The following is a 23,259-nucleotide window of genomic DNA, read 5'->3' as shown; positions in this document are numbered from 1 at the left end:
CCCCCCTGTCATTTGATTATAATTTATTATACAAAAATAACTTTTAAAACTTTTATGAACATATAGAAGCTTGCTCACGATTAATGTATCATACTTTCCTTAATAGAACATTAATTTTTTTTATGAAATAAATAGTAATTCCTTCTTATTTATCATTTTAGCCCAACAAATCGATATAATACCCGCTCCAAAATAAAAAGACATTGATATGTCCAATGTCTTTTTATTTTGCACTTTAAAAAACAAATGTTGTGATTTCTTCTACTTCTTTTCTTGGAAGTTTTTTTGGCTTATCTTTCGGAAATCCGAGTGAAATAACCATATTTATTTGTTTTTCAGGCTCAATTTGTAAATATTGGCGCAGTTCATCTTGAGCTAGCAATACTGGCCCTGTCATTGGACAAGTACCAAGTCCCTTTGCATGTGCAGCTAACATTAAGTTTTGTGCCGCTAAACAGCTACTCTTAATCCCTTCTTCTTCCCAAACTGAATCTGGAACAAAAGCAATGGGATCAAATATCTTTTCACGAAACTTTGATTCATATGGTGTTGCCAAGCATACGATTAATACTGGTGCCTCAGAGAAAGCTGTCGCATATGGTCCGAAAGAACGCGTAAGTAATTTCCCTGCTTTCTCTTCTCCATTATCTGTTGCTTTTGCCGCAAGTTTATGTAAAGCATCCCATGTCATTTGTTCAATTTCTTTAATCTTCTCTCGGTTCATAATGACCAAGAATTCCCACGTTTGTGAGTTCGTATCGCTCGGTGCATAACGAGCACAATCAATTATTTCTTTTATATCATTAGTAGATACTTCTTGTTCTGTGAACTTTCTAACACTTCGTCTTCCGTGAATTACTTCTTTAAAACCTTCATAATTCATACATTAAATCCCCTTTTTACAGCGTTTTCAAATCTTGTCCTACGCTTGAATTATATCATGAAAAAAAGCTGAAGGAATATCAGCTTTTTTCTTCAATATTAGTTCATAACTTTAAACAATCTAATACTTTCTTCATATGCCACTTGGAGTTTCTTTGTAATTGGTCCTCTTTCGCCGTTTCCAAACTGTTCATCACCAATTTGAACGACTGGGAATATTTCAAGCGGCGTCGCTGTAAAGAAGCACTCATCAGCCTCATATACTTCTTGTAATGAAAACTCTCGTTCCTCTACTTCGATATGTAACTCTTTCGCTAATGTAATAACATAGTGCCGCGTAATGCCCTGTAGAATGAAATTGTCAGCCGGATGTGTAATCAATTTATTATTTTTCACCATAAAGAAATTCGAATGACACCCTTCAGTCACAATGCCATCTCGTACTAATATTGCTTCTTGATACCCTTGTTCATTTATTTTATTTTTAATCATGATATTTGGTAAAAGATTTAATGATTTTATATGGCAAAACTTCCACCTGATGTCCTCTTCTACCGTTACCTTAATCCCTGCCTTCATTGAAGCAACTGGTCTTGGGAACGAAACAAGATTTGCAAAATATGTCGGTTGTAAATCTGATTCATATACATGATTGCGTGGTTGTGCACCTCTTGATATTTGTAAATATACATTCCCATCTTCTTGAAATTGATTTTTTTCAATCATTTGATGTAACTCTTCCACTAATTCTTCCTTCGTAAATGGTGGAATTAGTTTTATTTCTGCCATAGAGTTAAAGAATCGTTCCAAATGTAAATCTAATAAATGAGGCTTGCCATCGTATAGTCTAAATACTTCATAAATACCATCACCAAATTGGAAGCCGCGCTCTTCTAATGCGACCATCGGCTGTTCTTCCTTCGTATTAATCATTCTCCCATTAAACAAGATCCACTCTTTATGAGTAGCTTTCATTCTTCCCCACTCCTTTATCACATGATTGATTTTATTGTACAACTTATGTCACCCTTAAAGAAGGAATTTTCTGTATTTTCACGAACAAAAAATACATCACTTCGTAAAAGTGATGTATTTTATCATTTATTTAAGGAAATATTTTTCAATATCATCTAACATAAGATTCGCAGCTTTAATACCGCCTGCTGTATTCCAGATTACTTCATCCACTTGGAATACTTTATTATTTTTAGAAGCCTGTAGTTGCTTAAAGAGTGGATCTTCTGTCCATTCCTTTGCTAACGAATTTCCTTCATTATTCTTATCTGCATCTTTATCAGACGTGAAATAAAATAAGTAGTCCCCGTCCATATTTGGAATTTGCTCTTTTGTAATTCCTTTTATCGCAAAATCATCTTTATCTTGTAATGGTGGTCGTTTAAATCCAATATCATTTAAAACAACTCCCGAGAATGAGTTTTTTTGATAAATACGAACATCACCTGGCACGAAACGAATAATAGAAACTTTAGAATTCAATTTATCGCCTAACTTCTCTTTCATTCCTTCAATACGTTTTTTATAATCATCAAGAGCTTTTTGCCCTTCTTTTTCTTTATTTACAGCTTTTGTATAAAGCGTAAAGTTTTCTTTCCAATCACCGCGTAATGTTTCTGCATAAACAGTTGGTGCGATTTCTTTTAGCTGATCATATATTTTTTCGTGACGCATTTTATTTCCGATAATTAAATCTGGCTTAAGCTTCATTACTGCTTCTAAATTAATATCACGTTCAGTTCCTACAACTTCCGTATTTTTTAATTCTTTCGCTACATGAGGGTACCATTCATCACCAGCACGTGGTTTCGTAGTCCCCACTGGCGTTACGCCCACAGCTAGGAGAGCCTCTGCACCTTCATTTGTTAAAACAACAACTTTTTTAGGTGTACCATTTACTGTCGTTTCGCCCATTGCATGCTTGACCGTATATGAATCTTTTGCTTTAGCTGATATATCATTTTCTTTTTTCTCTTCTTTACTACATCCTGCAATTACAACCATGAGTATCATAATGCAGAACATAATTAGTTTTTTAGTATGTATCATATGTCCTCCCTAGATGAAATCGATTATCATTAACAATTAAAGATTAATGTATACTACATACATTGTCAATGTATATCAGAAAACTTTTTTAATATATACCATTTCGATTCTATTGGCTTTTCTAATGTTTCTTTTTAACATATAGTGTATAAGTATGAAAATTTATGTTGTTATTACAATGCGTATCTGAGTTATACATAACAAAGATACGCATCCATATTGCATTATCATTTTAATTCCTAATATTGAGTATACTTAATATACGATGGATCATTATATACCCACTGATTTCCACCAAGGTTTAACCAGCCATTTTCATTTATATATACTAAATAAGATTCTGGAGGATTTAATTGACGGATAACTGCAGATGTAGTTGATGGACCACTTCTTAAATTTACATTCATCCCTTGTATATATGCAACCCCAATCGGACTTCCATCACTATTGCTTGTCTTTACAAAATTAATGTAAGAAGGATCATTATACACCCATTGTCCATTCCCCAAATCTAACCATCCGTTACTTTCCTGATATACAACGTAAGATTCTGGAGAATTTAATTGACGAATAACTGAGGAAGAAGTTGATGGACCATTTCTTAAATTTACATTTTTCCCAAGGATATAAGCGATTCCCTTCGTTTGAGGTGTCGGTTGTGGGTTTGGAGGTTGTGGATTTGGAGCTACTCCAAAAATAGCCGCTATTCCATTTGCATACGCTTGACTTAGATCTTCAATAAATTGTGGATTTTTTAATAAATTTGCATCAAACGTTGTATCAATAAAGGCAGTCTCAGTTAAAATTGCATCCATTGCGGTTTCTCTTAATACCGCATAATTTTCTTTTTTTGCTCCTCGATCACGAAGACCGTATTTTGTTAATACAGGATTTACTGCTGTATGCATCTTTTGTTGCTTTGCATATGCAGTGCTGCTGTTGGATAACGCATTATAAATATAGCTTTCAAAACCTGTACCCCCGCCGCTATTAATATGAAATGAAATAAAATAATCCGCACCAAAAGCATTAGCAATATTAGCACGTTCCGATAAGGAAATAAACACGTCACTATCACGTGTCATTTTAATTGTAATTGGGTAATTTACCGTTAAAATATCTCGAACGCGTCTAGCAATTTGAAGCGTTAAGTTTTTTTCTACTAAGCCATTACCAACAGCACCAGAATCATATCCACCGTGCCCTGCGTCTATAACAAGTTTCATTTTACTACCCCGCCCCTTTCTTGTAATATGTTAGCATTGCTACTCGTCCTATTTTATGTGAAATGTACAAGTTCTGTTACAATCACAAATAAAAAAACCGCCTTATGTAAGGCGGTTTCTATCATCTTGTTTTAACCAATTTAAAATAAATATATACGATTGATAGTGAATATAACGTATGCAAAATAAAATAAATAAAAGTACTATTCCAACACCACTATAAAGTAAACCGAACTTTAAAAAAACATTCACAAGTGGTGGAAAGTTCATTATATTTTGTAATGTACTAAGCATACAAAATATAATGAAAAAGACAGGGACGTATTGTAATTCATACGGCTTTCTTTTCTTAATCATTCTTTTCCGAATGATTATATGACATAGTTCTGCTACTATAAAGCACCCTCCAATTAATACAAGACCAGAAGTCATTGTCATACATCCACCTGCCTTATATTTATTGTATCGCATAAATAATCATCGTTATATTTTCTTCACATACGCTCCATCTTCTGAAGTAAAGCCAAAACTCTCTATGAAAGAATGCGCTTTTTCTGTTAATTCCTCTTGTAGCACTTTTATTTCTTTCACATTTCTTTGTTTCATCATTTCTTCAAATGTAAAATACGTATTTGTACCATAACCATAACCTTGGTAATCAAAATGAATAATTAGCTGTGATAAAACAGCTCGTTCCTCTTGAACACTATAATCTATTACACCAATATATGTATCATCAACTTTCACACAATACTGTACCTTTTTCTCACCTAAACTATGCGATTTAAACATTTCTTTAACAACGCTTTCATTTTCTATAGTAACTTTCTCAAACGTAATCATATGTTGTCCATCCTTTTACTATTATTGTATCAATAATACTTCCTATTTATGAAAAAAACCTTAAGACCGTATGCGATCTTAAGGTTTTTCTAATTACACTAAGCTATACGCACGTTTTGTTTCTTCATGGAACTTGTTCGTATCGTATTTATGCTCAACATAAATTTGGTGCCATACCATAAACGCAAGTACAGTCCAAATTTTACGGCTATAATCGCCTTTATCTGCACAATGTGCTTCCAGTAAGTTTAATACATACTGTTTGTCGATTAAATGCTCTGTCTTACTTTCGTTTATAATATTTATAGCCCAATCATGCATTTCGTCTTTTAACCAGTGACGAATTGGTACTGGGAATCCAAGTTTTTTACGATCTAATACGTGATCTGGAACGATTCCGCGTGCTGCTTCACGTAAAATAGCTTTCGTAGTTCCGTTAGCAATCTTAAGTTCAGTTGGAATTTTAGATGCAACATCGAATACTTCTTTATCTAAGAACGGTACACGAAGTTCTAATGAGTTTGCCATTGTCATTTTATCAGCTTTTAATAAAATGTCACCGCGTAACCATGTGAACATGTCAATGTACTGCATTTTACTTACATCATCATAATCTTTAATCTCGTTATACAATGGTTTCGTGATATCCATATAGTTAACACTTTCATTGTAATACTTCATTAATTCAGCTTTTTCTTCTTCACGGAAGATTTTCGCATTTCCATAGTAACGCTCTTCAATTGGTGTACATCCACGCTCTAGGAAGCTCTTACCTTTAAATCCTTCTTTAAGAGCACCACTCAATGCTTTTAGAACACTCTTACCTGGGCTAGGAATGTAAGAGAACATTTTTAGTGAGTTTGGCTCACGGTAAATGTTATAACCACCAAATAGCTCGTCTGCGCCTTCACCTGAAAGAACAACTGTTACATGTTTACGTGCTTCTTTAGCAACGAAGTACAATGGTACAGCTGCTGGATCAGCTAAAGGATCATCCATATGCCAAATGATTTTTGGGAACTCATCCATAAATTCTTTCGCTGAAATGAATACGTTATGGTTTTTAACGCCTAATTTCTCAGCAGTTTCTTTTGCAACATCAACTTCACTGAAACCACGTTGCTCAAAACCAACAGAGAATGTTAAAAGATTTGGATTCATTTCTCTTGCAATAGAAGCGATGATAGATGAATCGATACCACCAGATAAGAATGAACCTACTGGTACATCACTACGCATATGCACTTTTACTGAATCATATAGTACATCACGAATTGCTTGGATATGCTCCTCTTTCGTTGCACTTGAAGCATTGAAATAAGGTTTCCAGTAGCGATGGATTTCCATCTCTTTACCGATTTCTTTTACGAAATAATGACCAGGCTCGATTTTATTAACATCAATTGTTAATGTTTCTGGCTCTGGGCCATATTGGTACGTAAAATAATGTTGTAGTGACGTTGGATTAACGCCTTTATCTTCCATCACATGCATAATACTTTTCTTCTCAGATGCGAAGAATGTAGTATCACCTTGCTGTGCGATGTATAGAGGTTTAATACCGAAGTGGTCACGTGCACCGAAAAGTTTCTTCTCTTCACGATCCCAAATCATAAATGCAAACATACCACGAAGGTAGTCTACACATTTTTCTTTCATATGTGCATACAATGCAATAATAACTTCTGTATCAGATTGCGTTGCAAACGTTGCACCTTTTTCAAGTAACATTTCACGTAATTCTACATAGTTGTAAATTTCACCATTAAAAATAATTACATATCGATCATTTTCATAAGTTAGCGGCTGATGTCCTGCCTCTAAGTCAATGATACTTAAACGGCGGAAGCCAAATTGTACATGTTCATCACGAAAATATCCTTCGTCATCTGGACCACGGTGGAAAATCATCGTGTTCATATTTTCAAATTGATGTTTTTCTGTTTCTGAAAACTCTCTAGGGTTTTCACATAAACATCCTACAAAACCACACATACTTCTTACCCTCTTTCGGTTTTCATTCTGTTTCTATACTACTATATCAACCCTATTTATACTAGCATAATCAACTGAATATGGCGACCAAAAACTATAAAAAAATCACTCCATTTCACATTTTTAACAATTTTTTATGAAAACATGAAAACTAGGCACTCACCTTTCTCCGCTTTTGTCATATGATATTGCAAATTGATTTCTAGGAGGGAATACCATGAGTGAAGAAAAAAAAGATTCTTCTCGCCCACCGGTTCGTAATTACTTAAAGCAAATTGATGATTTCTTCGAGCAAACACCTCTTCGCAATGTAATCGCTGATTTAAATCATTTTTTCCAAAAAGGAAACCGTTTATTAACATTCCCTGTAGATTTATATGAAGTTGGTGAAGAACTCGTTGTTACAGCTGAACTACCAGGTATACAAAAAGAGCAAATCCAAATTGAAATACAAAGTGAATACTTAAAAGTCTCTGTAAAAGAAGAGATACTCGAAGAGGAAGAAGAAACATCCCATAACTATTATCGCCGAGAACGTTCCATTTCAGAAGCATCAAGATTGATTAAGTTGCCGTATTCAATTAATAAAAAAGCAGCAAAAGCTTCTTATCAAAACGGCGTATTAGAAATTCGGGCGCCGAAACTTCCCCAACAACATGACATTTTATCCATAGACTAATGCAAAAAAATAAGGGTGCTATGCACCCTTATTTTTAATCCACTAATCGCTTCATATCACGTATAATGTCTTCGTATGGCGTATTACTAATGCCACTATACTTTTTCATTACTTTTCCGTTTTGATCAATTAAATAAAATGATGTACCATGCATGACCTGACCGTTCTCCGGCTTATCTACAAGTGATTGGAAATTATCTTTTGAAAACTTTGTAATATCTTCTAACGAATATCCCGTTAATAAATTCCAGTTACTAGTATCCTCTGTAAACTTTTGAATAAATGCTTTCAGATTTTCTGGTTTATCAAGGTCTGGATCTACACTAAATGAAACAAACTGAACGTCTATCTTCTCTTCTTTTGCCATCTTTTGCAGCTTGGCCATATTTGCAGTCATTGGTGGACAAACTGTTTGACAATTTGTGAACATAAAATCTGCAACCCAAACTTTCCCTTTTAAATCTTTTGTACCAAATTGCTTTCCATCTTGATTTGTAAATTGGAAAGTTTCTAAATCCCAATTCAATGGTTTACGAAGCTTTGAACCTGATCCACTACATCCTGCAAGTACAAAGAGACAAAATACAACCATAAGACCAATTATTTTTTGATAACGCTTCATTTATAAACCTCTTTTCTCTATCCTAAATTTAAATAGGTTATGTTTATAATAACAAAAGTTAACACTACGAGAAAATTGTTTACTACATTTGTTCACGAAATCGTACGAATTTACGTATGTTACTTCTTTATTTCAAGCGAATTACTAGACAAAATATATTTTTTTACTATTATTTCTATAAATAGAAGTGATAAAACTATTTTTATTGTTACTTTTGTAAATACCTTTCCCTATTTTTTAACAATTCCTTAAACATTAATCCATGTTTTACACTGTATTCCTTAACAACATTTCGGTACAATACAAATACAACGATTTTAAATGAGGTGATGTTCATGGCAAAGCGCTATGAAAATATGGATAATGTTAGTACAAAAAAATCAATTCGCTCTTTTTTACGCTGGCGTAAAGAACGAAAGCAAAACAAAAAAGATTTTTCTTTCTTAGTAGAACAATCACCCGTTAAACAAAGTGCATTTTTGCAAAGTAATGTAAAAAAAACGACTGTCACATGGATTGGGCATTCTACTTTTCTTATCCAAACGAATGGACTTAATATATTAACAGATCCAGTATGGGCCAATAAATTAAAGCTAGTTCCAAGACTTACAGAACCTGGACTCTCTATAGAAGCACTACCTAAAATTGATATTGTCCTTATTTCACATGGTCATTATGATCATTTAGATTTTTCAACTCTTCGTCAGTTGAATGATGATGTTCTATACCTTGTACCTATCGGATTAAAAAAATTATTTACTCGTAAGAAATTTAAACATGTAGAAGAGTATAAATGGTGGGAAAGTACGATAATTAACGAAGTTTCTTTTCACTTCGTACCTGCTCAGCACTGGACGAGAAGATTCTTATTTGATATGAATACGTCTCACTGGGGGGGATGGATTATTGATAATGAAACGACTATGGAAACCATATATTTTTGTGGCGACAGTGGCTATTTCCAAGGTTTCAAAGAAATTGGTGAACGCTTTTTAATTGATATTGCTCTTATGCCCATTGGCGCTTATGAACCAGAATGGTTTATGAAAGTATCTCATGTTTCACCTGAAGAGGCTGTGCAAGCTTATTTAGATTTAAACGCTACTCATTTTATACCGATGCATTACGGAGCATTTGCACTCGCCGATGAAACACCTCGTGAAGCAATAACTAGACTTCGAAATAATTGGAATTTGCGCATGTTACCATGGGAACAACTGCATGTACTCTTTTTAGGCCAAACTTTTATTTATAGTAACGCAACAAATGATAAGCAAATAAATGAAAAAATTGAAACTTTACATGTGTAACGTAGCGACTGATTTTCTACATCTAACATATAATATAGAAAATCCTATAGTGAAGGCTTTTACGGACAGCCCGTTACCTAACCTCTTTGCTCCAGCTAAATTTTGAGGTGGGAGTTTTACTGTCCGCAAATTGCGGGATAAAGGGTGTTTTCTATGAATAGATATTTACAGACTCGCTATATCATTAGCGGTAGTGCCTGTATAGCTCTTCTTATTTCTTACTTTCTATTTACATAAAAAAGCTACTTGAAATATATTTTCAAGTAGCTTTTTTATTACTCTGCTAAATACATAAATCCGATTGCACCCGGACCTGTATGAGTACTAATTATAGGCGTTGTATAGAAAATTTCTGATTGAGCAAACCCACTCACTTTTTCAACCGCCGCTTTCATACTTTCAGCTAAAGGAATTGCTTTCGCATGTGGAATTGCAACAGCCTTTACAACTTTTCCAGCTGTATCTTGCTCAAATAACTTAGCTAATGTTTTTACAATTTGGCCTTGGCTACGAACTTTCGTTACAGGATTATAAACACCGTCTTCAAGACTAGCAATTGGCTTTATATTAAGCAGCGAACCGATAAACGCTTTTCCTTTACCGATACGTCCACCCTTCACTAAGTTTTCTAATGTATCTACTACTACATATAAACGAGTATTCTTTCTTACTTCATCTACACGTTTTAAAATTTCTTCTAGTGAGCGCCCTTCATTTGCCATTTTTGCAGCTTCAATTACTTGATATGCTAAAGCATGTGTAATAAATTGAGAATCAACAACTGTTACTTTTGTATCGGTCATTGATGCAGCACTATTTGCAGTTGCTACAGTACCACTCATTCCACTTGTCATATGAATGGAAAGTACTTCACTTCCATCTTCACCTAACTTGTTATACATTTCTACAAATGTACCCATTGCTGGTTGCGATGTTTTTGGTAATTCCTCTGATTTAAGCATTTCTTCAATAAATTCATCTGGTTGTAGATCAACGCGATCTAAATATGTTTGTCCATTTACAGAGATTGATAATGGTAGAACATGAATGTCATACTTCTCGATTACTTCTTGTGATAAATCTGCCGTTGAATCTGTTACAATTTTAATTTTTTGCATATTATATTCTTCCCTTTCCAATACGCTCTCCTTGTTATTATACTAGTATTCCCATTGCTTTCAACAATTTGGAACGAAATTTCATCAAATTAATTATATTTTTATATCTAAAATGAAAAAGACAGAGCTCCTAACCCTGTCTCTACTCTATATCATGCATTTTTTTCAAGAGTATTTGTTTTATATACATTTAAATAATCATTCCACTTCAAACAATTTTGTAAATATTCACGGAAAGAATATGCAAATCTTGGATGTTTTTGTTTTTGAATTTTTGCAATAAATAATTGAAGACGAGACTGAATTAGAAACGATAATGGATGCTGCGCCTGTAGGACAGGGATTTCGAATATTTTAATACAATCCCCTGTTGAATGAGTGAAATAAAAACTTTTCGTAATCACAATATCAATCCTCTTTTTCATTGGATTTTTGAACTTCCTCTACTTTGCGTTGTAACACGTTGTTTAACGTGGAGTAAAATCAGACTTATATGATTTCTGTAGTCCTTATGGCTAGAAGATTTATACTCTATTCATCTCCACCTAATCCATCTTCCCATCCTAAATATCTCCGAGACGGGAATCTCATTATCCATCAATTGTTTAATACATTTAGTATAAGCTTATAAAAGCGCAAAGTTTGTCTAAATTTTGGAGATTCTATAATTTTTTTCTTCTATATATTGTATACGTTTATAGCTATAGTATAACCAATAAATAAAAAAGTGCCTTTATAACGAGGCACTTTTCGACTGCATTTCTTCTCTTTTCTTTTTCCTCTTACTAACAACCTTTGATAAAGCAATACTTACTTCATAAATACAAATAAGCGGCACCGCAACTAAACTATGAGATAAAAAGTCAGGCGGTGATATACAAGATGCAATGATAATCAGTGCTACGTAAGCATATCTTCTTATTTTTATTAAAAATTCCGCCGTAAGTATTCCAATACTAGTTAAAAACATTACAACGACTGGTAATTCAAAAATCACAGCAAATGGGACTGTTAAATTAAGTACAAAATGAAAATACTTTTCTGTCGTAAACATCGTATTAAACATTTCATTACCTATCGTAGTTAAAAAGTGAAATAGAAATGGCATTACAATAAAGTATCCAAAACATAAACCTGCAATAAATAATATAGACAATACCGGTATATACATTATTGTCATCTTTTGTTCATTTGGATGTAAACCCGGTTTTACAAATAACCAAATTTGTATAGCAGCAAAAGGAATTGTACAAACGATAGCAAATACTGTAGCAATCGAGAAAAAAATCCACAATACATCACTTGGACCGAGAACAGTTAATTTCATTGGTAAATCTTTTACAAGCCAAAAATAAATATCCTTTGTAAAAGTAAATCCGATAATTAAAAATAGTACAAAGGATAACACCGTATATATTACTCTTTTTCGAAGCTCAACAATATGTTCTACTACGCTCATTTCCCGATCTTCCAACTCGTTCACCACACTTTATTTATCCATTACAAGGAAAATACATTACATTTTTTCTTTCTTTTCCTTTTCTTGAAATGCGTCATCTGTCAATTCTTTCGTTGATTTTTTAAACTCTTTTAACGTTTCCCCTAAAGCCTTCCCGATTTCCGGCAATTTTTTAGGCCCAAATAAAATGAGTACTGCTACTAAAATTAAAATTAACCCTGGAAAGCCAATATTTGAAAACATTTCCCCATCCCCTTTATTAGTAGTTTCCTTGTCCTACTATTACATAATTTTATTTTGTCAAAAAAGTTTGAAAACGTCAACAAATCCATTGCCTTTTGTCAAAAAAATTCAAAAATATAATCAATTATACAAATTTCATTTTCTATTGCCCTTGTGTATGATATGGTAAGGGAAATGACATATTATTTCATGATAGTAGAAAGGATTTGCATTATGACTGAAAAAATGACACGAATGACCCAATTTGTAAAAGAAGAAATTGCAAATGCAATTACACATGGTATCGGTGCCATTTTAAGCATCCCTGCCTTAATCATATTGATTATTCATGCTTCTAAGCACGGTACCGCATCAGCTGTAGTTGCATTTACTGTTTATGGTGTAAGCATGTTCTTACTGTACTTGTTTTCAACATTGCTACACAGCATCCATCATCCTAAAGTTGAAAAAATATTTACTATTTTAGATCATTCAGCCATTTACTTATTGATTGCTGGCACGTATACTCCTTTTCTACTTATTACACTTCGTGGCCCATTAGGATGGACGTTACTTGCTATTATATGGACACTTGCAATCGGAGGTATCGTCTTCAAAATTTTCTTTGTACGTCGCTTTATAAAGGCATCAACTTTATGTTACATCATTATGGGCTGGCTCATAATCGTTGCCATTAAACCACTTTATGAAAATCTAACTGGACATGGTTTTTCACTACTTTTAGCAGGTGGAATTTTATATTCTGTCGGAGCTATATTCTTCCTTTGGGAAAAGCTACCTTTCAACCATGCCATATGGCACCTGTTCGTTTTAGGTGGTAGTGCGATGATGTTCTTTTGTGTACTCTTTTATGTCTTACCTACAGCATAGTAAAAAAGGTTTCAGCTTACTATAAGCTGAAACCTTTTTTACTACTTATGTAATTGTGATGCGATAACTTCCTGTGTATGCTTCGTTAATTCTTTAATATCCATATTCGCATAATCTTCAGGTGTAATCGGCTTAGAAATTGTTACTGTTGCATGAGCTGGCTTCATACGATTTCCATTCGCTTCAAACATCTTATATGTACCATCTAACGTTACAGGTAAAATTGCTACACCTGACTTTACTGCAAGATGAAAACTACCAGCCTTAAACTCTCCAACTTCGCCACCCTTACTTCTTGTCCCTTCTGGGAAAATTACGATAGAATGTCCATTCTTTAATAGCTCGATTCCATCTTTAATTGCTTTAAGAGATTGACGACGATCGCTACGATCCATAAATACACAATTCATAAGTTCCATCCAAGTTGGCACAACTGGGAACTTTTTAATTTCTGCTTTTGACACGAATCCAATTGGTTTATTTAAGTAACCTAGTAAAACAGGGATATCCATATTACTTTGGTGATTACTTACAACTAGTACCGGCTTGTCTTTCGGAACATTTTCAAGCCCTTTCACTTCTACTGTCCCTCCAGCTACACGTACCATTTTCTTACCAAACCAATTTGTCGTTTTGTACACAGCATTATCTTTTTCTTTTGGCGCCATCGTATTTACTTGTCTTTTAAGACGCCACATTCTCGGTGTAATCGCAATTACGATTAAAATTAAATAAAAGATTTTAAAAAACGTTTGAATCATACAGAACCCCCACCTATTATCATTCCGACCTTCATTATACTAGACAAACGAAGGAAAAAGAAGAAAAAAAGTCCAAACATCAAGTGTTTGGACTTTTTAAGGCATTCTATATTAGAAACGTTTTGCTAATTCACGAGCATTAGCAATTGCTGCTTCTTTAATTTCTTGTGCTTTTTCAGGGTTTGCATTCATACCTTCAACTGCAATATATTCAGTTTCATTTACTCCGACAAATCCTAATACAGTTTTTAAGTGATTACGACCGAAGTCTACAGCTGCGTATGCTCCTTCAGAATATACGCCACCTGTTGCTTGAATGTGAAGTGCTTTTTTACCTTCTAATAAGCCAACTGGACCATTTTCAGTATATTTGAATGTTTTACCTGCGATTGCTACGTTATCTAAGTATGCTTTTACTACTGGTGGATAGCTAAAGTTCCACATTGGAGTTACGAATACATAACGATCTGCATGCATAAATGTTTCTAAGTTTGTGTTCATTGCTGCTACTTTTTGTTGTTGAACTTCAGTTAAAGTTTCAAAGCCTTCACCTGCTGCAAATTTACCCCAAGCACCAAATACATCTGCATCGATTGCTGGTACAGTAGTATTGAATAGATCAATTGTTACAACTTCGTCTTGTGGATGCTCGTTTTTATAAGCCTCGATGAAAGCTTCCCCTACTGCCATTCCGAAAGAACCTTCTGCTGAATTTGGATTTGCTGTGATAAATAGTACTTTTGTCATTATATTCTCTCCCTTTTTTCTCTTTATCTTTAATTCAAGATTTATTTTTCGAAAGTTAATAACTTACCTTATGTAAGTATAATACAAAAAGTTTTAATTAATGTCAATAAAAAATAGCTACTTTTTTTTCGTAAGTTAATGATTTATTTTGTTTCTTTAAAATTTAGTATACAGATATTAAGACTCCTCATACAAAAAGGCTATCTCTATAATTTATAGAGATAGCCTTTTATTACATATTATTTTTGAAAAACATGTTTTACTTTTTCAGCTGGAATGTTACTTCCACCTCTACCTTTTACATCTTCAATCATCATTGTAATGACCATATCTGGTGAATTCAAATCAAATGCAGCGAACCAGCCTAGTTCTTTTCCTTCGGCCTCTTTGGATACTTTTAATTCCGCTGTACCTGTTTTTCCAGCAAGAGTCATTCCATCAATTTTAGCAATTTTCCCTGTGCCATCCGGATCATTAATTACTTTCGTCATAGCAGTTTTTAATATATCCTGATTTCCTTTAGAAATTACATTTTCTTTCCAAGCTTTTGGTTGTTTATCTGTTTTAATAATATACGCTGATGGAATCGTTCCATCATTTACAATTGGCGCATACGTTAAAGCTAAATGAAGAGGAGTCATTAATACTTGCCCTTGTCCATATCCTGTATCTGCCATTTGAATATCATTTTTAATACCGTCATTTGCAATTTTAGAAGCAGGGAATCCATATTCAATTGGTAATTTTTCATCGAATCCGAATTTTTTCGCTTCACTCATAAACTTGTCTTTTCCGATTTTCAATGCTTCTTGTGCGAAGTAAATATTATCCGAGTATTTCATCGCCTTATCAAAATCAATCGGATTTGCATCTTTCACACGCGTTACATAATAATTACCCCAAGAAGAATCTTTTGTCCATTTTAATCCTTCAATTTTTAACTCTTCTTTTGGATCAATCGTTTTCGTTTCAAGACCAATTGCAGCTGTAATTGGTTTAAATACAGAACCTGGTACCGATAATTGTGTAAAGCGATTCGTCATCGGTTTTTTCGGATCATTATTCCAAGCTTCGCGTTGTGCTTTCGATGTTCCTCGTGCAATTAAATTCGGATCATATGCTGGACTACTTACTAGTGCAATTGTTTCTCCACTTTTCGGATTAATTGCTGCACTTGAACCAGCTTCGCCCTTCATTTCATTGTACGTTTTTTCTTGAACAGCACTATCAATAGTTAAAGTTACGTTTTCTCCATCAACAGCATCTGTTTTTGCCAAGTTTTTAATTTCTTTTCCTTGTGCATCTTCTACAAAGACACGGCCACCTTTTTTACCGCGTAGCTTTTCCTCTAATACTTGCTCTAAACCAGCTTTACCAACTGGATCATCAGCTTGATAGCCTTTCTTTTGAAGCGTTTTTAAATCTTCAGCATTTACCTTTCCGATATAACCAGTTAGATGAGCTGCCGCTTCCCCTAATGGATATGTACGAACATTTACAGGTTTTGTTGAAACACCTGCTAAATCAATGTACGTATTTTGCGTTGCCCCTTCAGGCAAAATTCCAATTGGTACGAGATACCCTGGTTTTACCCATTTAGCAGCTAATTTTTGATCAATTTCTTCTACAGTCATATTTAACAACTTCGCTACTGTCTCTTTCGTTTGCGGAGCAGTATCGTCTAATTTTTCTGGAACTATTCCAATTTCAGAAGCTTTCCCATTCGTTGCAAGACCTTTTCCATTACGATCGTATATTTCACCACGTTTTGGCTGTGTTGTCTGCATACGCACTTTACTATCTTTCGTCATACCAGGGAAAATAAAATCAGGAGTCCAATCTATTTTCCAAGATTCTTTATCTCCATCTTTTTCTTTCACCATTTTTGCTTCATGGCCAAAAGTAATTTTACCACCAACTGTATCCATGCTTACTTTAAAAGGAACAGGGCCTTCATCTTTTTTATCTTCTTTTACTTCCCCTGTTTCTACCTTTAAGTCTTTTACTTCGATACCAGAATAAATTTTTTCATATTTCTCAGTAAACTCTTTCTTTGAAATATCTTTTTTTGCATTTTTTGATAGTTGATCATACATATCTGCAAATTTTTGTTTATTCCATGCTTTTACATATGTATCAAACGCTTCTTGTGGTTTTTCTTCTTTACCGCATCCAACTAACATGAATGTTAAGCAAAGAAAAAGAATCCCCCATATCTTTCTCAATCCATTCTCCTCCTCTTTCTATATTAGTAATTTTGAAAATTTTAGCATTTTTTACATGCTACCTATCATTATAGCACTATCGAATCTCATCTATAAACTTATATTGGTGAATATAAATAAAAAGATTGATGCGAATTCTCACATCAACCTTTTTTATTATTGTTGTTTCTCATATACATGGTAATAATACGTATACGGGTTTTGTTCATCCGTTAAACCTTTTTCCACAAAAATCTCTTTCCAATTTGTCATATCCATTTCTGGGAAGAATGTATCTCCTTCAAATGCATAATGGATTTTTGTTATATACAATTTGTCTACATAAGGTAAAAAGAGATCATAAATTTGCGCCCCGCCAAAAATAAAAATCTCTTCTTCATTTTTACATAGTTCAAATACTTCTTCTACAGAATGAACAACTTCACATCCTTCAACGTGATATCCTTCATTACGAGTTACAATAATATTACGTCTTCCAGGCAGCGGTCTACCAATCGCTTCATAGTTCTTTCTTCCCATAATAAGCGGGTGACCCATCGTTGTTTTCTTCACGTATTGTAATTCACTCGGTAAACGCCAAGGTAAATTATTATCTTTACCAATTACTCTATTTTCGTCCATTGCGACCATAAATGAAACAATCATTTTTTCATCTCCTCTACAATTATACTGCAACCGGTGCTTTAATTGCTGGATGCGGATCGTATCCTTCAATCGTTAAATCTTCCATTTCAAAATCGAAAACAGATTTCACATCTGAATTTAATGTAAGTTTCGGGAACGGACGTGGTTCACGTGCCAATTGCTTTTCTACTTGTTCAAAATGATTTGTATAAATGTGTGCATCTCCAATTGTATGAACAAATTCTCCTACTTCAAGACCACATTCATGTGCAATTAAATGTGTTAGTAGTGCATAACTTGCGATGTTAAATGGAATTCCAAGGAATATGTCACCACTTCTTTGATATAACTGACAAGAAAGTTTTCCGTCCGCTACATAAAACTGGAATAATGTATGACAAGGCGGTAATGCCATACTCGGTACGTCTTCAGGATTCCAAGCAGAAACGATTAAACGACGTGAGTCTGGTGTTTTTTTAATCATTTCAATTACATCTTTTAATTGATCAAGTGTCTCACCGGCTGTCGTTTTCCAAGCACGCCACTGTTTACCGTATACGTCTCCTAAATAACCATATTTATTTGAGAAATCATCATCTTCTAAAACGTTCTTTTTAAACAATTCCATTTGCTCATCGTACTGTACTTTAAATTCTTCATCTTGTTGTGAGCGAAGACCAAAATCAGTCATGTCAGGACCAGTATACTCGTCACTTTCCACCCAGCCCTTAAATGCCCATTCATTCCAAATATTATTATTATGCTGCAATAAATAGCGAATATTTGTATCACCTTTCATAAACCAAAGTAGTTCACTTGCTACAAGGCGAAATGGTACTCTTTTTGTCGTTAATAAAGGAAATCCTTTACTCAAATCAAAACGCATTTGATATCCAAATACAGATACAGTTCCTGTCCCTGTACGATCTTCTTTCTTCGTACCATGTTCCATTACATGGCGGCATAAATTTAAGTATTCATTTTCAGCATGTTTCATATGTAGGAAAACCTTCTTTCAATCGTATATGCAATTTATCATAACATGAAAAATGGTAAAGTTAATAATCCTAATTAATAAAATTTCTCCCACTAATTCTTACAAAATTATTAACTTTCCAAATTTAAAAAGGTTTTCATTTTCTATTACCGAAAGTATAGTGCGGTAGAACAAAATTTATATTTGGAGGTTAGAAGTATGTCTAAATTTGGAACGCCTGTTATGACTTCTTTACAAACAACGGTTGAAAAAATGATGAAGGATTTAAATGTTCCTGGTGCTGCTGTCGCTGTAATAAAAGACGGTGAAGTTATTATTTCAGAAGGTTTCGGCTATCGTAATATAGAAACAAAAGAGGCTGTTACACCGCATACTCGATTCGCAATCGGTTCCTCAACGAAAGCTTTTGGCACACTTTCATTAAGTTTGTTAACACAACAACAAAAATTTAATTGGGATAGTCCTGTCCAGTCTTTTATACCTAACTTCTCTTTATCTGAAGTACTTGCTAGCTCACAAGTTACCGGACGAGATTTAGCTTCTCATCGAACCGGTGTAAGCCGTCATGAGGCTCTTTGGTATAGCTCTTCCTTATCTCGAAAAAATCTCGTTGAAAAAATAAAACATTTACCACTTGATGCGCCGTTCCGAACAGCGTTTCTATATAACAACTTAATGTATACAACAATCAGCTACATTGTGGAAAATATTACAAATCAAACGTGGGAACAATACGTTACAGAACATATTTTAGAGCCTTTAAATATGAATCAAACAAACTTCTCTGTTACAGATTCACAAACTACAGATGATTATGCTTTACCTTACGTTGAAAATGAAGGTAAAATAAAAGAAGTTCCATTCCATAACATCGATACAGTTGGAGCTGCTGGGTGTATTAATTCTACAATTGAAGATATGGCAAATTGGGTCCTTCTTCACTTAAACAAAGGTAAATTTGGAAATCATGAATTAATCTCCTCTGAATTATTACAACAAATGTATACACCACATAATTCCATTCCAGATCAACCAGTTTTATCACTTCCTGAATCTCCATTAAATAGTTACGGTCTTGGTTGGTTTATTAGCGCTTACCGTGGTAATAAGGTAATTCATCATGGCGGTAATATTGATGGGTTTTCAGCACTTGTTTCATTCATACCAACAGAAAACATAGGCCTTGTCATTTTAACGAATGCTGGAGGAACATTACTTCCTACTTATCTCGCTAATCAAATTTATGACGAACTACTTGAATTAGAATCCATTGATTGGCATAAACGTGCTGTAGAAGATACTGAGAAAATGAAGGAAATGATGAAAGAAGCAACTGAATCGCTTCCTGAACAAATTAAAGGGACTACACCTTCTCACAAGTTAGAGGATTATACTGGTACTTTTGAACATCCTGCATACGGAACATTACAAGTATACAAACAAGATGATTCGTTATTTGTACAATTTATGGAGATGAAGGTTCAATTGCACCATCATCACTACGACATCTTCTCTGCAAAAATTGACTTATTCCAAATGAAAATGAGTTTATTATTCGCTTATGAAATGAATGTGAGTGGTGAATTCCCATCTCTTCAGTTACATGTGCCAGCTATGTTAAGTACTCAGCCGCTGACATTTAAGAAAATCAAATAATTATTTTGATGGTAAAAAATAAAGGTAGGTGCGAATCACACCTACCTTTTCTATTTCATATCCATCTTATCTGGTTGAAACCAAATCGGCTTCGATAGTTCAAAGTTTTTATGATCTTCTGATACAATATGAAGACGCTCTAACGTATCCTCCAACATATGCGGTGCTGCTCGTAATGTCCAGACAACTGATGAGAAAACTGTCATGCCAACGTACACCGCATATAATTTCCAGAACTCCTCTGGTATTCTCTCATTAAAGTATCCTTCTATTTGTCCGATTGAATATGGAATACTAATGTCTCTTGCAAATAGTGCAATTTTTACGAAATCATGCAGTGGGTCGCCCCAGTCATAACCATTAAAATCAACTACACCTACATATCTCCCATCCCGTACAATTATATTTTCTAAATGAAAATCATCGTGTTGAAATCGATTTGGGCGATCCTTTACATACATTTCATTTTCATCTATAAACTTAATAATTTTATCATCATTTTCAATTTTAATTCCGCATGTTTTATACGCCTCTAAATATTTCCTATGTTTTTTCATTGCTCTTTCATACCACGGAAGTATATTCTTAGGAGCTTCAAGTGTATGCATTTTCGCTAAATCTTTTCCTGCCTCTATGCCAATATCATATTGTTCTTTTGGTGAATACGTAGACAATAGTCTCTTCGCATCTTCCCCTTCTAAATATGAAAAAATACTATAGCATACACCTTCTTCTTCCAATATACCTATTTCAATTGGCCTTTGTGCCTGTACGTTACACTTTACCATTTCATTTAAAATTTGAAACTCTATTTTCTTTCTTTCATACTCTTTTATATCGCCTGTCCGAAATAAATATTTTTCATTATTCGCACTCATAATTATATATTTCTTGTCAGGCGAAAAACCTTTAGAAATTTCTTTAATATCCACTGCATCTTTTACAATTTGTATATTGTTTTGCTGCGCTGTAATTATCTTCATATCTATTCCCCTTACATTTCTGCCTTTGGTGTATAGGCAACTTCTACAATAAATCCATTCGGATCGTAAAAATCAATCGTATAGTAACCTTCCGAATAATGATTCATTTCAATTGGACCACGTATTACCTTCACTTTCGTACTAGAAAGAAAATCTGCTACTTCATCAACTACTTCTCTATGAATAGCTTGATAACAAATATGTCTAGGCCCTAACGTCCTTACGATTTCCTCATCTACTTCTTTAAAATATATTTCACTTTCTCCTGTGCTATATGCTACTTCATTTAACTTTCTCCATCCAATTATGGAAAACAACTTATTATAAAAAGAAATGGACTCCTCCAAATTCGCTACCCAAAATTCAATATGATGAATGCCTGCTCGAAGTGTATTCATATTAAGAATACGCTCCTTGTACTACTTCCACAATTTCCATCGGCTTATGAACCATATAATCTGGTGCATCTTTTTTCACTGTTTCAATGACATCATATCCCCAAGATACCCAAATCACGTTCACTCCAGCCTTTTTACACGCTGCTACATCTCGCTGTTCATCACCAACGTATAACATATCCTGCTCTGTTATCTTTTTCGATTTTAAAAATCTTTTTATCATTTTATCTTTACCAAACAGATTTTTAGAACAATACACTTCTTGTATATTTTCTATATCATTCTTGTGTAAAAATGCCCGAATATGCTCTTCTGAGTTAGATGATATAACCGCAATACCGTATCCTTTTTTATATAGTTCATCTAATACATCCTTCATCCCATGAAATAAAACAAGATCTTTTATAGCAGGCTGATATAATTTATAAAACTCCAACGCTAATATCGGTAATTTATACAGTGGTACATCGAGTTGTTTACATCTCTCTGGCATCGTTAATTTACGTAAATGTTCAATTTCTTCTTCCTTTACCGTTTTATATCCGTGCTTTTCAGCAATTTGATTATAAATTGGTACAAATATATTTTGCGAATCTACTAATGTGCCATCAAAGTCAAAAACAATGTATTTTTGCATCTCCATACTCCTTTTACTTCTTTTTTCTAAACCTATGTTATTCAACAACATAGTTGTCTGTCCCTTCTATAAACATAAAAAAGAACAAGATTTTCTCTTGTTCTTTTTAAGACAACCATTTCGGCGGTACATTTGTATTCCAATAAATATTTCCTAACTCATGATGTCCAGAGTATCCATCATCAAAACGGTGATAATGGAAATTAAAATAATAACCATCTTGCGGCGGATGATCTCTTCTTACATGGAAACGCAATAAATCATTTCCTGATTTCGTATCGTAGACGTGAAAAATCTTTTCATTATTTCCACCAGCTGGTTTTTGAGAAATCGCTAATGATTGTAGTGAGTCTTCTGGTACATCACTAGCAAGCTCAGCAATTGCCTCTTCAATTTTCGGTAATATTACATCTTTAAATTCATCTTCAATTACTGGACCAATTTTAGTACCAAACTTTTGCATCGACTGCTTCTCTGCTTCTTGCATTGCATAAGTAATAAAAGTATCGGTGGTTAACCTGTCATTCGTTTCTTCATATGTATAGGACGTGCTCTCCAAACTTTGTTGCCCAGCTGTGCTCGTAGGCTTGTCCGCAGCTTTGGCATTATCAAGCAATATGGAAGGAGGCGTCACTAAACCAAATGTAAATACGGTAATTAATGCGACTAAGGTTTTTCTAAACCAATTTGGCATCTATGTTCCCTCCCCTTTCACTCATTATTTTTTATATAACGGTGGTTTCTTCTATTATACAAAATGATTATAATTTTTGCACTTTACAATTTTGTTAACGTTCACATATTTTTCACTTGAATATGAAATTGTAAGATTTCATACAATATTAATACCACAATATTGAGGAGGCACTTGAATGACTTTAGATGTCATGTATTCCGCCGCAAGCATACTCGTTTTAGTA

At 33.9% G+C, this 23,259-nt stretch carries 25 protein-coding genes; 4 read left to right on the top strand and 21 right to left on the bottom strand.

Annotation, left to right across the window (positions count from 1 at the left end):
* Positions 1-235 precede the first annotated feature (235 nt).
* From BCG9842_RS10610 to asnB, 7 genes are all read right to left on the bottom strand, one after another.
* Positions 236-883 carry a nitroreductase family protein gene (locus BCG9842_RS10610; RefSeq protein ID WP_001105348.1) on the bottom strand — a complete coding sequence of 216 codons (648 nt, stop codon included), beginning with the start codon at positions 881-883 and terminating at the stop codon, positions 236-238.
* 98 nt (positions 884-981) lie between these two features.
* Positions 982-1,857 carry a D-amino-acid transaminase gene (dat, locus tag BCG9842_RS10605; protein ID WP_000648395.1) on the bottom strand — a complete coding sequence of 292 codons (876 nt, stop codon included), beginning with the start codon at positions 1,855-1,857 and terminating at the stop codon, positions 982-984.
* Positions 1,858-1,983: 126 nt separating this feature from the next.
* Positions 1,984-2,946 carry an ABC transporter substrate-binding protein gene (locus BCG9842_RS10600; RefSeq protein WP_000581983.1) on the bottom strand — a complete coding sequence of 321 codons (963 nt, stop codon included), beginning with the start codon at positions 2,944-2,946 and terminating at the stop codon, positions 1,984-1,986.
* Positions 2,947-3,185: 239 nt separating this feature from the next.
* A complete protein-coding gene (locus BCG9842_RS10595; RefSeq protein WP_000779884.1) occupies positions 3,186-4,172 on the bottom strand; it encodes an N-acetylmuramoyl-L-alanine amidase in 987 nt (328 codons plus the stop codon).
* Between the two features lie 102 nt (positions 4,173-4,274).
* The gene (locus BCG9842_RS10590; RefSeq protein ID WP_000200457.1) at positions 4,275-4,604 is read right to left on the bottom strand and encodes a hypothetical protein; all 330 of its coding nucleotides are present in this window, start codon (positions 4,602-4,604) and stop codon (positions 4,275-4,277) included.
* Positions 4,605-4,655: 51 nt separating this feature from the next.
* On the bottom strand, positions 4,656-5,015 hold the full coding sequence (locus BCG9842_RS10585) for a GNAT family N-acetyltransferase (protein WP_000627501.1): 360 nt from the start codon (positions 5,013-5,015) through the stop codon (positions 4,656-4,658).
* Between the two features lie 93 nt (positions 5,016-5,108).
* Complete coding sequence (gene asnB, locus BCG9842_RS10580; protein ID WP_000333819.1) at positions 5,109-7,010, bottom strand: asparagine synthase (glutamine-hydrolyzing); 1,902 nt, start codon at positions 7,008-7,010, stop codon at positions 5,109-5,111.
* 217 nt (positions 7,011-7,227) lie between these two features.
* Here asnB and BCG9842_RS10575 point away from each other — a divergent pair, with 217 nt between their 5' ends.
* A complete protein-coding gene (locus BCG9842_RS10575; RefSeq protein ID WP_001288086.1) occupies positions 7,228-7,689 on the top strand; it encodes an Hsp20/alpha crystallin family protein in 462 nt (153 codons plus the stop codon).
* A gap of 34 nt (positions 7,690-7,723) precedes the next feature.
* Here the strand turns inward: BCG9842_RS10575 and BCG9842_RS10570 are convergent, their stop codons facing one another.
* The gene (locus tag BCG9842_RS10570) at positions 7,724-8,311 is read right to left on the bottom strand and encodes an SCO family protein (protein ID WP_000833341.1); all 588 of its coding nucleotides are present in this window, start codon (positions 8,309-8,311) and stop codon (positions 7,724-7,726) included.
* A 335-nt stretch (positions 8,312-8,646) separates the two neighbouring features.
* On the opposite strand from BCG9842_RS10570, the gene BCG9842_RS10565 reads away from it, so the two are divergent.
* Positions 8,647-9,621: an MBL fold metallo-hydrolase gene (locus BCG9842_RS10565; protein WP_001129637.1), complete on the top strand. Its 975-nt coding sequence runs from the start codon at positions 8,647-8,649 to the stop codon at positions 9,619-9,621.
* A gap of 275 nt (positions 9,622-9,896) precedes the next feature.
* On the opposite strand, the gene BCG9842_RS10560 is transcribed toward BCG9842_RS10565, so the two are convergent.
* From BCG9842_RS10560 to BCG9842_RS10545, 4 genes are all read right to left on the bottom strand, one after another.
* Positions 9,897-10,739, bottom strand: coding sequence for a DegV family protein (locus tag BCG9842_RS10560; RefSeq protein WP_014894780.1), 843 nt, complete (start codon positions 10,737-10,739; stop codon positions 9,897-9,899).
* A 152-nt stretch (positions 10,740-10,891) separates the two neighbouring features.
* Positions 10,892-11,143 (bottom strand): DUF2535 family protein, encoded by a 252-nt coding sequence (locus BCG9842_RS10555; protein ID WP_000629010.1) that lies wholly within the window; start codon positions 11,141-11,143, stop codon positions 10,892-10,894.
* Between the two features lie 329 nt (positions 11,144-11,472).
* Positions 11,473-12,198, bottom strand: coding sequence for a twin-arginine translocase subunit TatC (gene tatC, locus BCG9842_RS10550; protein ID WP_000117643.1), 726 nt, complete (start codon positions 12,196-12,198; stop codon positions 11,473-11,475).
* Positions 12,199-12,255: 57 nt separating this feature from the next.
* A complete protein-coding gene (locus BCG9842_RS10545) occupies positions 12,256-12,441 on the bottom strand; it encodes a twin-arginine translocase TatA/TatE family subunit (RefSeq protein ID WP_000492443.1) in 186 nt (61 codons plus the stop codon).
* 213 nt (positions 12,442-12,654) lie between these two features.
* Between BCG9842_RS10545 and trhA the strand changes: the two genes are divergently transcribed.
* Positions 12,655-13,311 carry a PAQR family membrane homeostasis protein TrhA gene (gene trhA / locus BCG9842_RS10540; RefSeq protein WP_000136889.1) on the top strand — a complete coding sequence of 219 codons (657 nt, stop codon included), beginning with the start codon at positions 12,655-12,657 and terminating at the stop codon, positions 13,309-13,311.
* Positions 13,312-13,352: 41 nt separating this feature from the next.
* On the opposite strand, the gene BCG9842_RS10535 is transcribed toward trhA, so the two are convergent.
* From BCG9842_RS10535 to BCG9842_RS10515, 5 genes are all read right to left on the bottom strand, one after another.
* Positions 13,353-14,072, bottom strand: a complete 720-nt coding sequence (locus BCG9842_RS10535) for a lysophospholipid acyltransferase family protein (RefSeq protein ID WP_000616579.1) — start codon at positions 14,070-14,072, stop codon at positions 13,353-13,355.
* Between the two features lie 111 nt (positions 14,073-14,183).
* The gene (locus tag BCG9842_RS10530; protein WP_000170033.1) at positions 14,184-14,819 is read right to left on the bottom strand and encodes an FMN-dependent NADH-azoreductase; all 636 of its coding nucleotides are present in this window, start codon (positions 14,817-14,819) and stop codon (positions 14,184-14,186) included.
* A gap of 239 nt (positions 14,820-15,058) precedes the next feature.
* Positions 15,059-17,044: a penicillin-binding protein 3 gene (gene pbpC, locus BCG9842_RS10525; RefSeq protein ID WP_001227236.1), complete on the bottom strand. Its 1,986-nt coding sequence runs from the start codon at positions 17,042-17,044 to the stop codon at positions 15,059-15,061.
* Positions 17,045-17,200: 156 nt separating this feature from the next.
* Positions 17,201-17,689: a dihydrofolate reductase gene (locus tag BCG9842_RS10520; protein WP_000637208.1), complete on the bottom strand. Its 489-nt coding sequence runs from the start codon at positions 17,687-17,689 to the stop codon at positions 17,201-17,203.
* A gap of 19 nt (positions 17,690-17,708) precedes the next feature.
* Complete coding sequence (locus BCG9842_RS10515) at positions 17,709-18,665, bottom strand: thymidylate synthase (protein WP_000679590.1); 957 nt, start codon at positions 18,663-18,665, stop codon at positions 17,709-17,711.
* A gap of 198 nt (positions 18,666-18,863) precedes the next feature.
* Between BCG9842_RS10515 and BCG9842_RS10510 the strand changes: the two genes are divergently transcribed.
* On the top strand, positions 18,864-20,321 hold the full coding sequence (locus tag BCG9842_RS10510) for a serine hydrolase (protein WP_000032719.1): 1,458 nt from the start codon (positions 18,864-18,866) through the stop codon (positions 20,319-20,321).
* A 50-nt stretch (positions 20,322-20,371) separates the two neighbouring features.
* Here BCG9842_RS10510 and BCG9842_RS10505 read toward each other — a convergent pair whose 3' ends face one another.
* The 4 genes from BCG9842_RS10505 to BCG9842_RS10490 all read right to left on the bottom strand — a co-directional run bounded on the left by BCG9842_RS10505 (position 20,372) and on the right by BCG9842_RS10490 (position 23,033).
* Entirely contained in the window at positions 20,372-21,304 is a 933-nt protein-coding gene (locus tag BCG9842_RS10505) for an aminoglycoside phosphotransferase family protein (protein ID WP_000692070.1), read from the bottom strand.
* Positions 21,305-21,315: 11 nt separating this feature from the next.
* Positions 21,316-21,702 (bottom strand): VOC family protein, encoded by a 387-nt coding sequence (locus BCG9842_RS10500; RefSeq protein ID WP_001094667.1) that lies wholly within the window; start codon positions 21,700-21,702, stop codon positions 21,316-21,318.
* A gap of 1 nt (position 21,703) precedes the next feature.
* Entirely contained in the window at positions 21,704-22,339 is a 636-nt protein-coding gene (locus tag BCG9842_RS10495; RefSeq protein WP_001174980.1) for an HAD family hydrolase, read from the bottom strand.
* Between the two features lie 106 nt (positions 22,340-22,445).
* Positions 22,446-23,033, bottom strand: coding sequence for a YpjP family protein (locus BCG9842_RS10490; RefSeq protein ID WP_001134421.1), 588 nt, complete (start codon positions 23,031-23,033; stop codon positions 22,446-22,448).
* Between the last annotated feature and the right edge of the window lie 226 nt (positions 23,034-23,259).

This window comes from Bacillus cereus G9842 (genome assembly GCF_000021305.1).
In the GTDB taxonomy this organism is placed as follows: Bacteria; Bacillota; Bacilli; order Bacillales; family Bacillaceae_G; genus Bacillus_A; species Bacillus_A thuringiensis_S.
The sequence above is the reverse complement of the archived record's forward strand: the minus strand, read 5'-3'. Positions and strand labels throughout refer to the sequence as shown.

Coding starts and splice junctions, on each gene's coding strand:
- asnB (WP_000333819.1), bottom strand. CDS start 7,010: ATGTGTGGTTTTGTAGGATGTTTATGTGAAAACCCTAGAGAGTTTTCA.
- BCG9842_RS10590 (WP_000200457.1), bottom strand. CDS start 4,604: ATGACTTCTGGTCTTGTATTAATTGGAGGGTGCTTTATAGTAGCAGAA.
- BCG9842_RS10490 (WP_001134421.1), bottom strand. CDS start 23,033: ATGCCAAATTGGTTTAGAAAAACCTTAGTCGCATTAATTACCGTATTT.
- BCG9842_RS10585 (WP_000627501.1), bottom strand. CDS start 5,015: ATGATTACGTTTGAGAAAGTTACTATAGAAAATGAAAGCGTTGTTAAA.
- BCG9842_RS10510 (WP_000032719.1), top strand. CDS start 18,864: ATGTCTAAATTTGGAACGCCTGTTATGACTTCTTTACAAACAACGGTT.
- BCG9842_RS10495 (WP_001174980.1), bottom strand. CDS start 22,339: ATGCAAAAATACATTGTTTTTGACTTTGATGGCACATTAGTAGATTCG.
- BCG9842_RS10595 (WP_000779884.1), bottom strand. CDS start 4,172: ATGAAACTTGTTATAGACGCAGGGCACGGTGGATATGATTCTGGTGCT.
- BCG9842_RS10570 (WP_000833341.1), bottom strand. CDS start 8,311: ATGAAGCGTTATCAAAAAATAATTGGTCTTATGGTTGTATTTTGTCTC.
- BCG9842_RS10505 (WP_000692070.1), bottom strand. CDS start 21,304: ATGAAGATAATTACAGCGCAGCAAAACAATATACAAATTGTAAAAGAT.
- BCG9842_RS10535 (WP_000616579.1), bottom strand. CDS start 14,072: ATGATTCAAACGTTTTTTAAAATCTTTTATTTAATTTTAATCGTAATT.
- BCG9842_RS10530 (WP_000170033.1), bottom strand. CDS start 14,819: ATGACAAAAGTACTATTTATCACAGCAAATCCAAATTCAGCAGAAGGT.
- BCG9842_RS10600 (WP_000581983.1), bottom strand. CDS start 2,946: ATGATACATACTAAAAAACTAATTATGTTCTGCATTATGATACTCATG.
- BCG9842_RS10565 (WP_001129637.1), top strand. CDS start 8,647: ATGGCAAAGCGCTATGAAAATATGGATAATGTTAGTACAAAAAAATCA.
- dat (WP_000648395.1), bottom strand. CDS start 1,857: ATGAAAGCTACTCATAAAGAGTGGATCTTGTTTAATGGGAGAATGATT.
- BCG9842_RS10575 (WP_001288086.1), top strand. CDS start 7,228: ATGAGTGAAGAAAAAAAAGATTCTTCTCGCCCACCGGTTCGTAATTAC.
- BCG9842_RS10515 (WP_000679590.1), bottom strand. CDS start 18,665: ATGAAACATGCTGAAAATGAATACTTAAATTTATGCCGCCATGTAATG.
- BCG9842_RS10520 (WP_000637208.1), bottom strand. CDS start 17,689: ATGATTGTTTCATTTATGGTCGCAATGGACGAAAATAGAGTAATTGGT.
- tatC (WP_000117643.1), bottom strand. CDS start 12,198: ATGAGCGTAGTAGAACATATTGTTGAGCTTCGAAAAAGAGTAATATAT.
- BCG9842_RS10560 (WP_014894780.1), bottom strand. CDS start 10,739: ATGCAAAAAATTAAAATTGTAACAGATTCAACGGCAGATTTATCACAA.
- BCG9842_RS10610 (WP_001105348.1), bottom strand. CDS start 883: ATGAATTATGAAGGTTTTAAAGAAGTAATTCACGGAAGACGAAGTGTT.
- trhA (WP_000136889.1), top strand. CDS start 12,655: ATGACTGAAAAAATGACACGAATGACCCAATTTGTAAAAGAAGAAATT.
- BCG9842_RS10545 (WP_000492443.1), bottom strand. CDS start 12,441: ATGTTTTCAAATATTGGCTTTCCAGGGTTAATTTTAATTTTAGTAGCA.
- BCG9842_RS10500 (WP_001094667.1), bottom strand. CDS start 21,702: ATGAATACACTTCGAGCAGGCATTCATCATATTGAATTTTGGGTAGCG.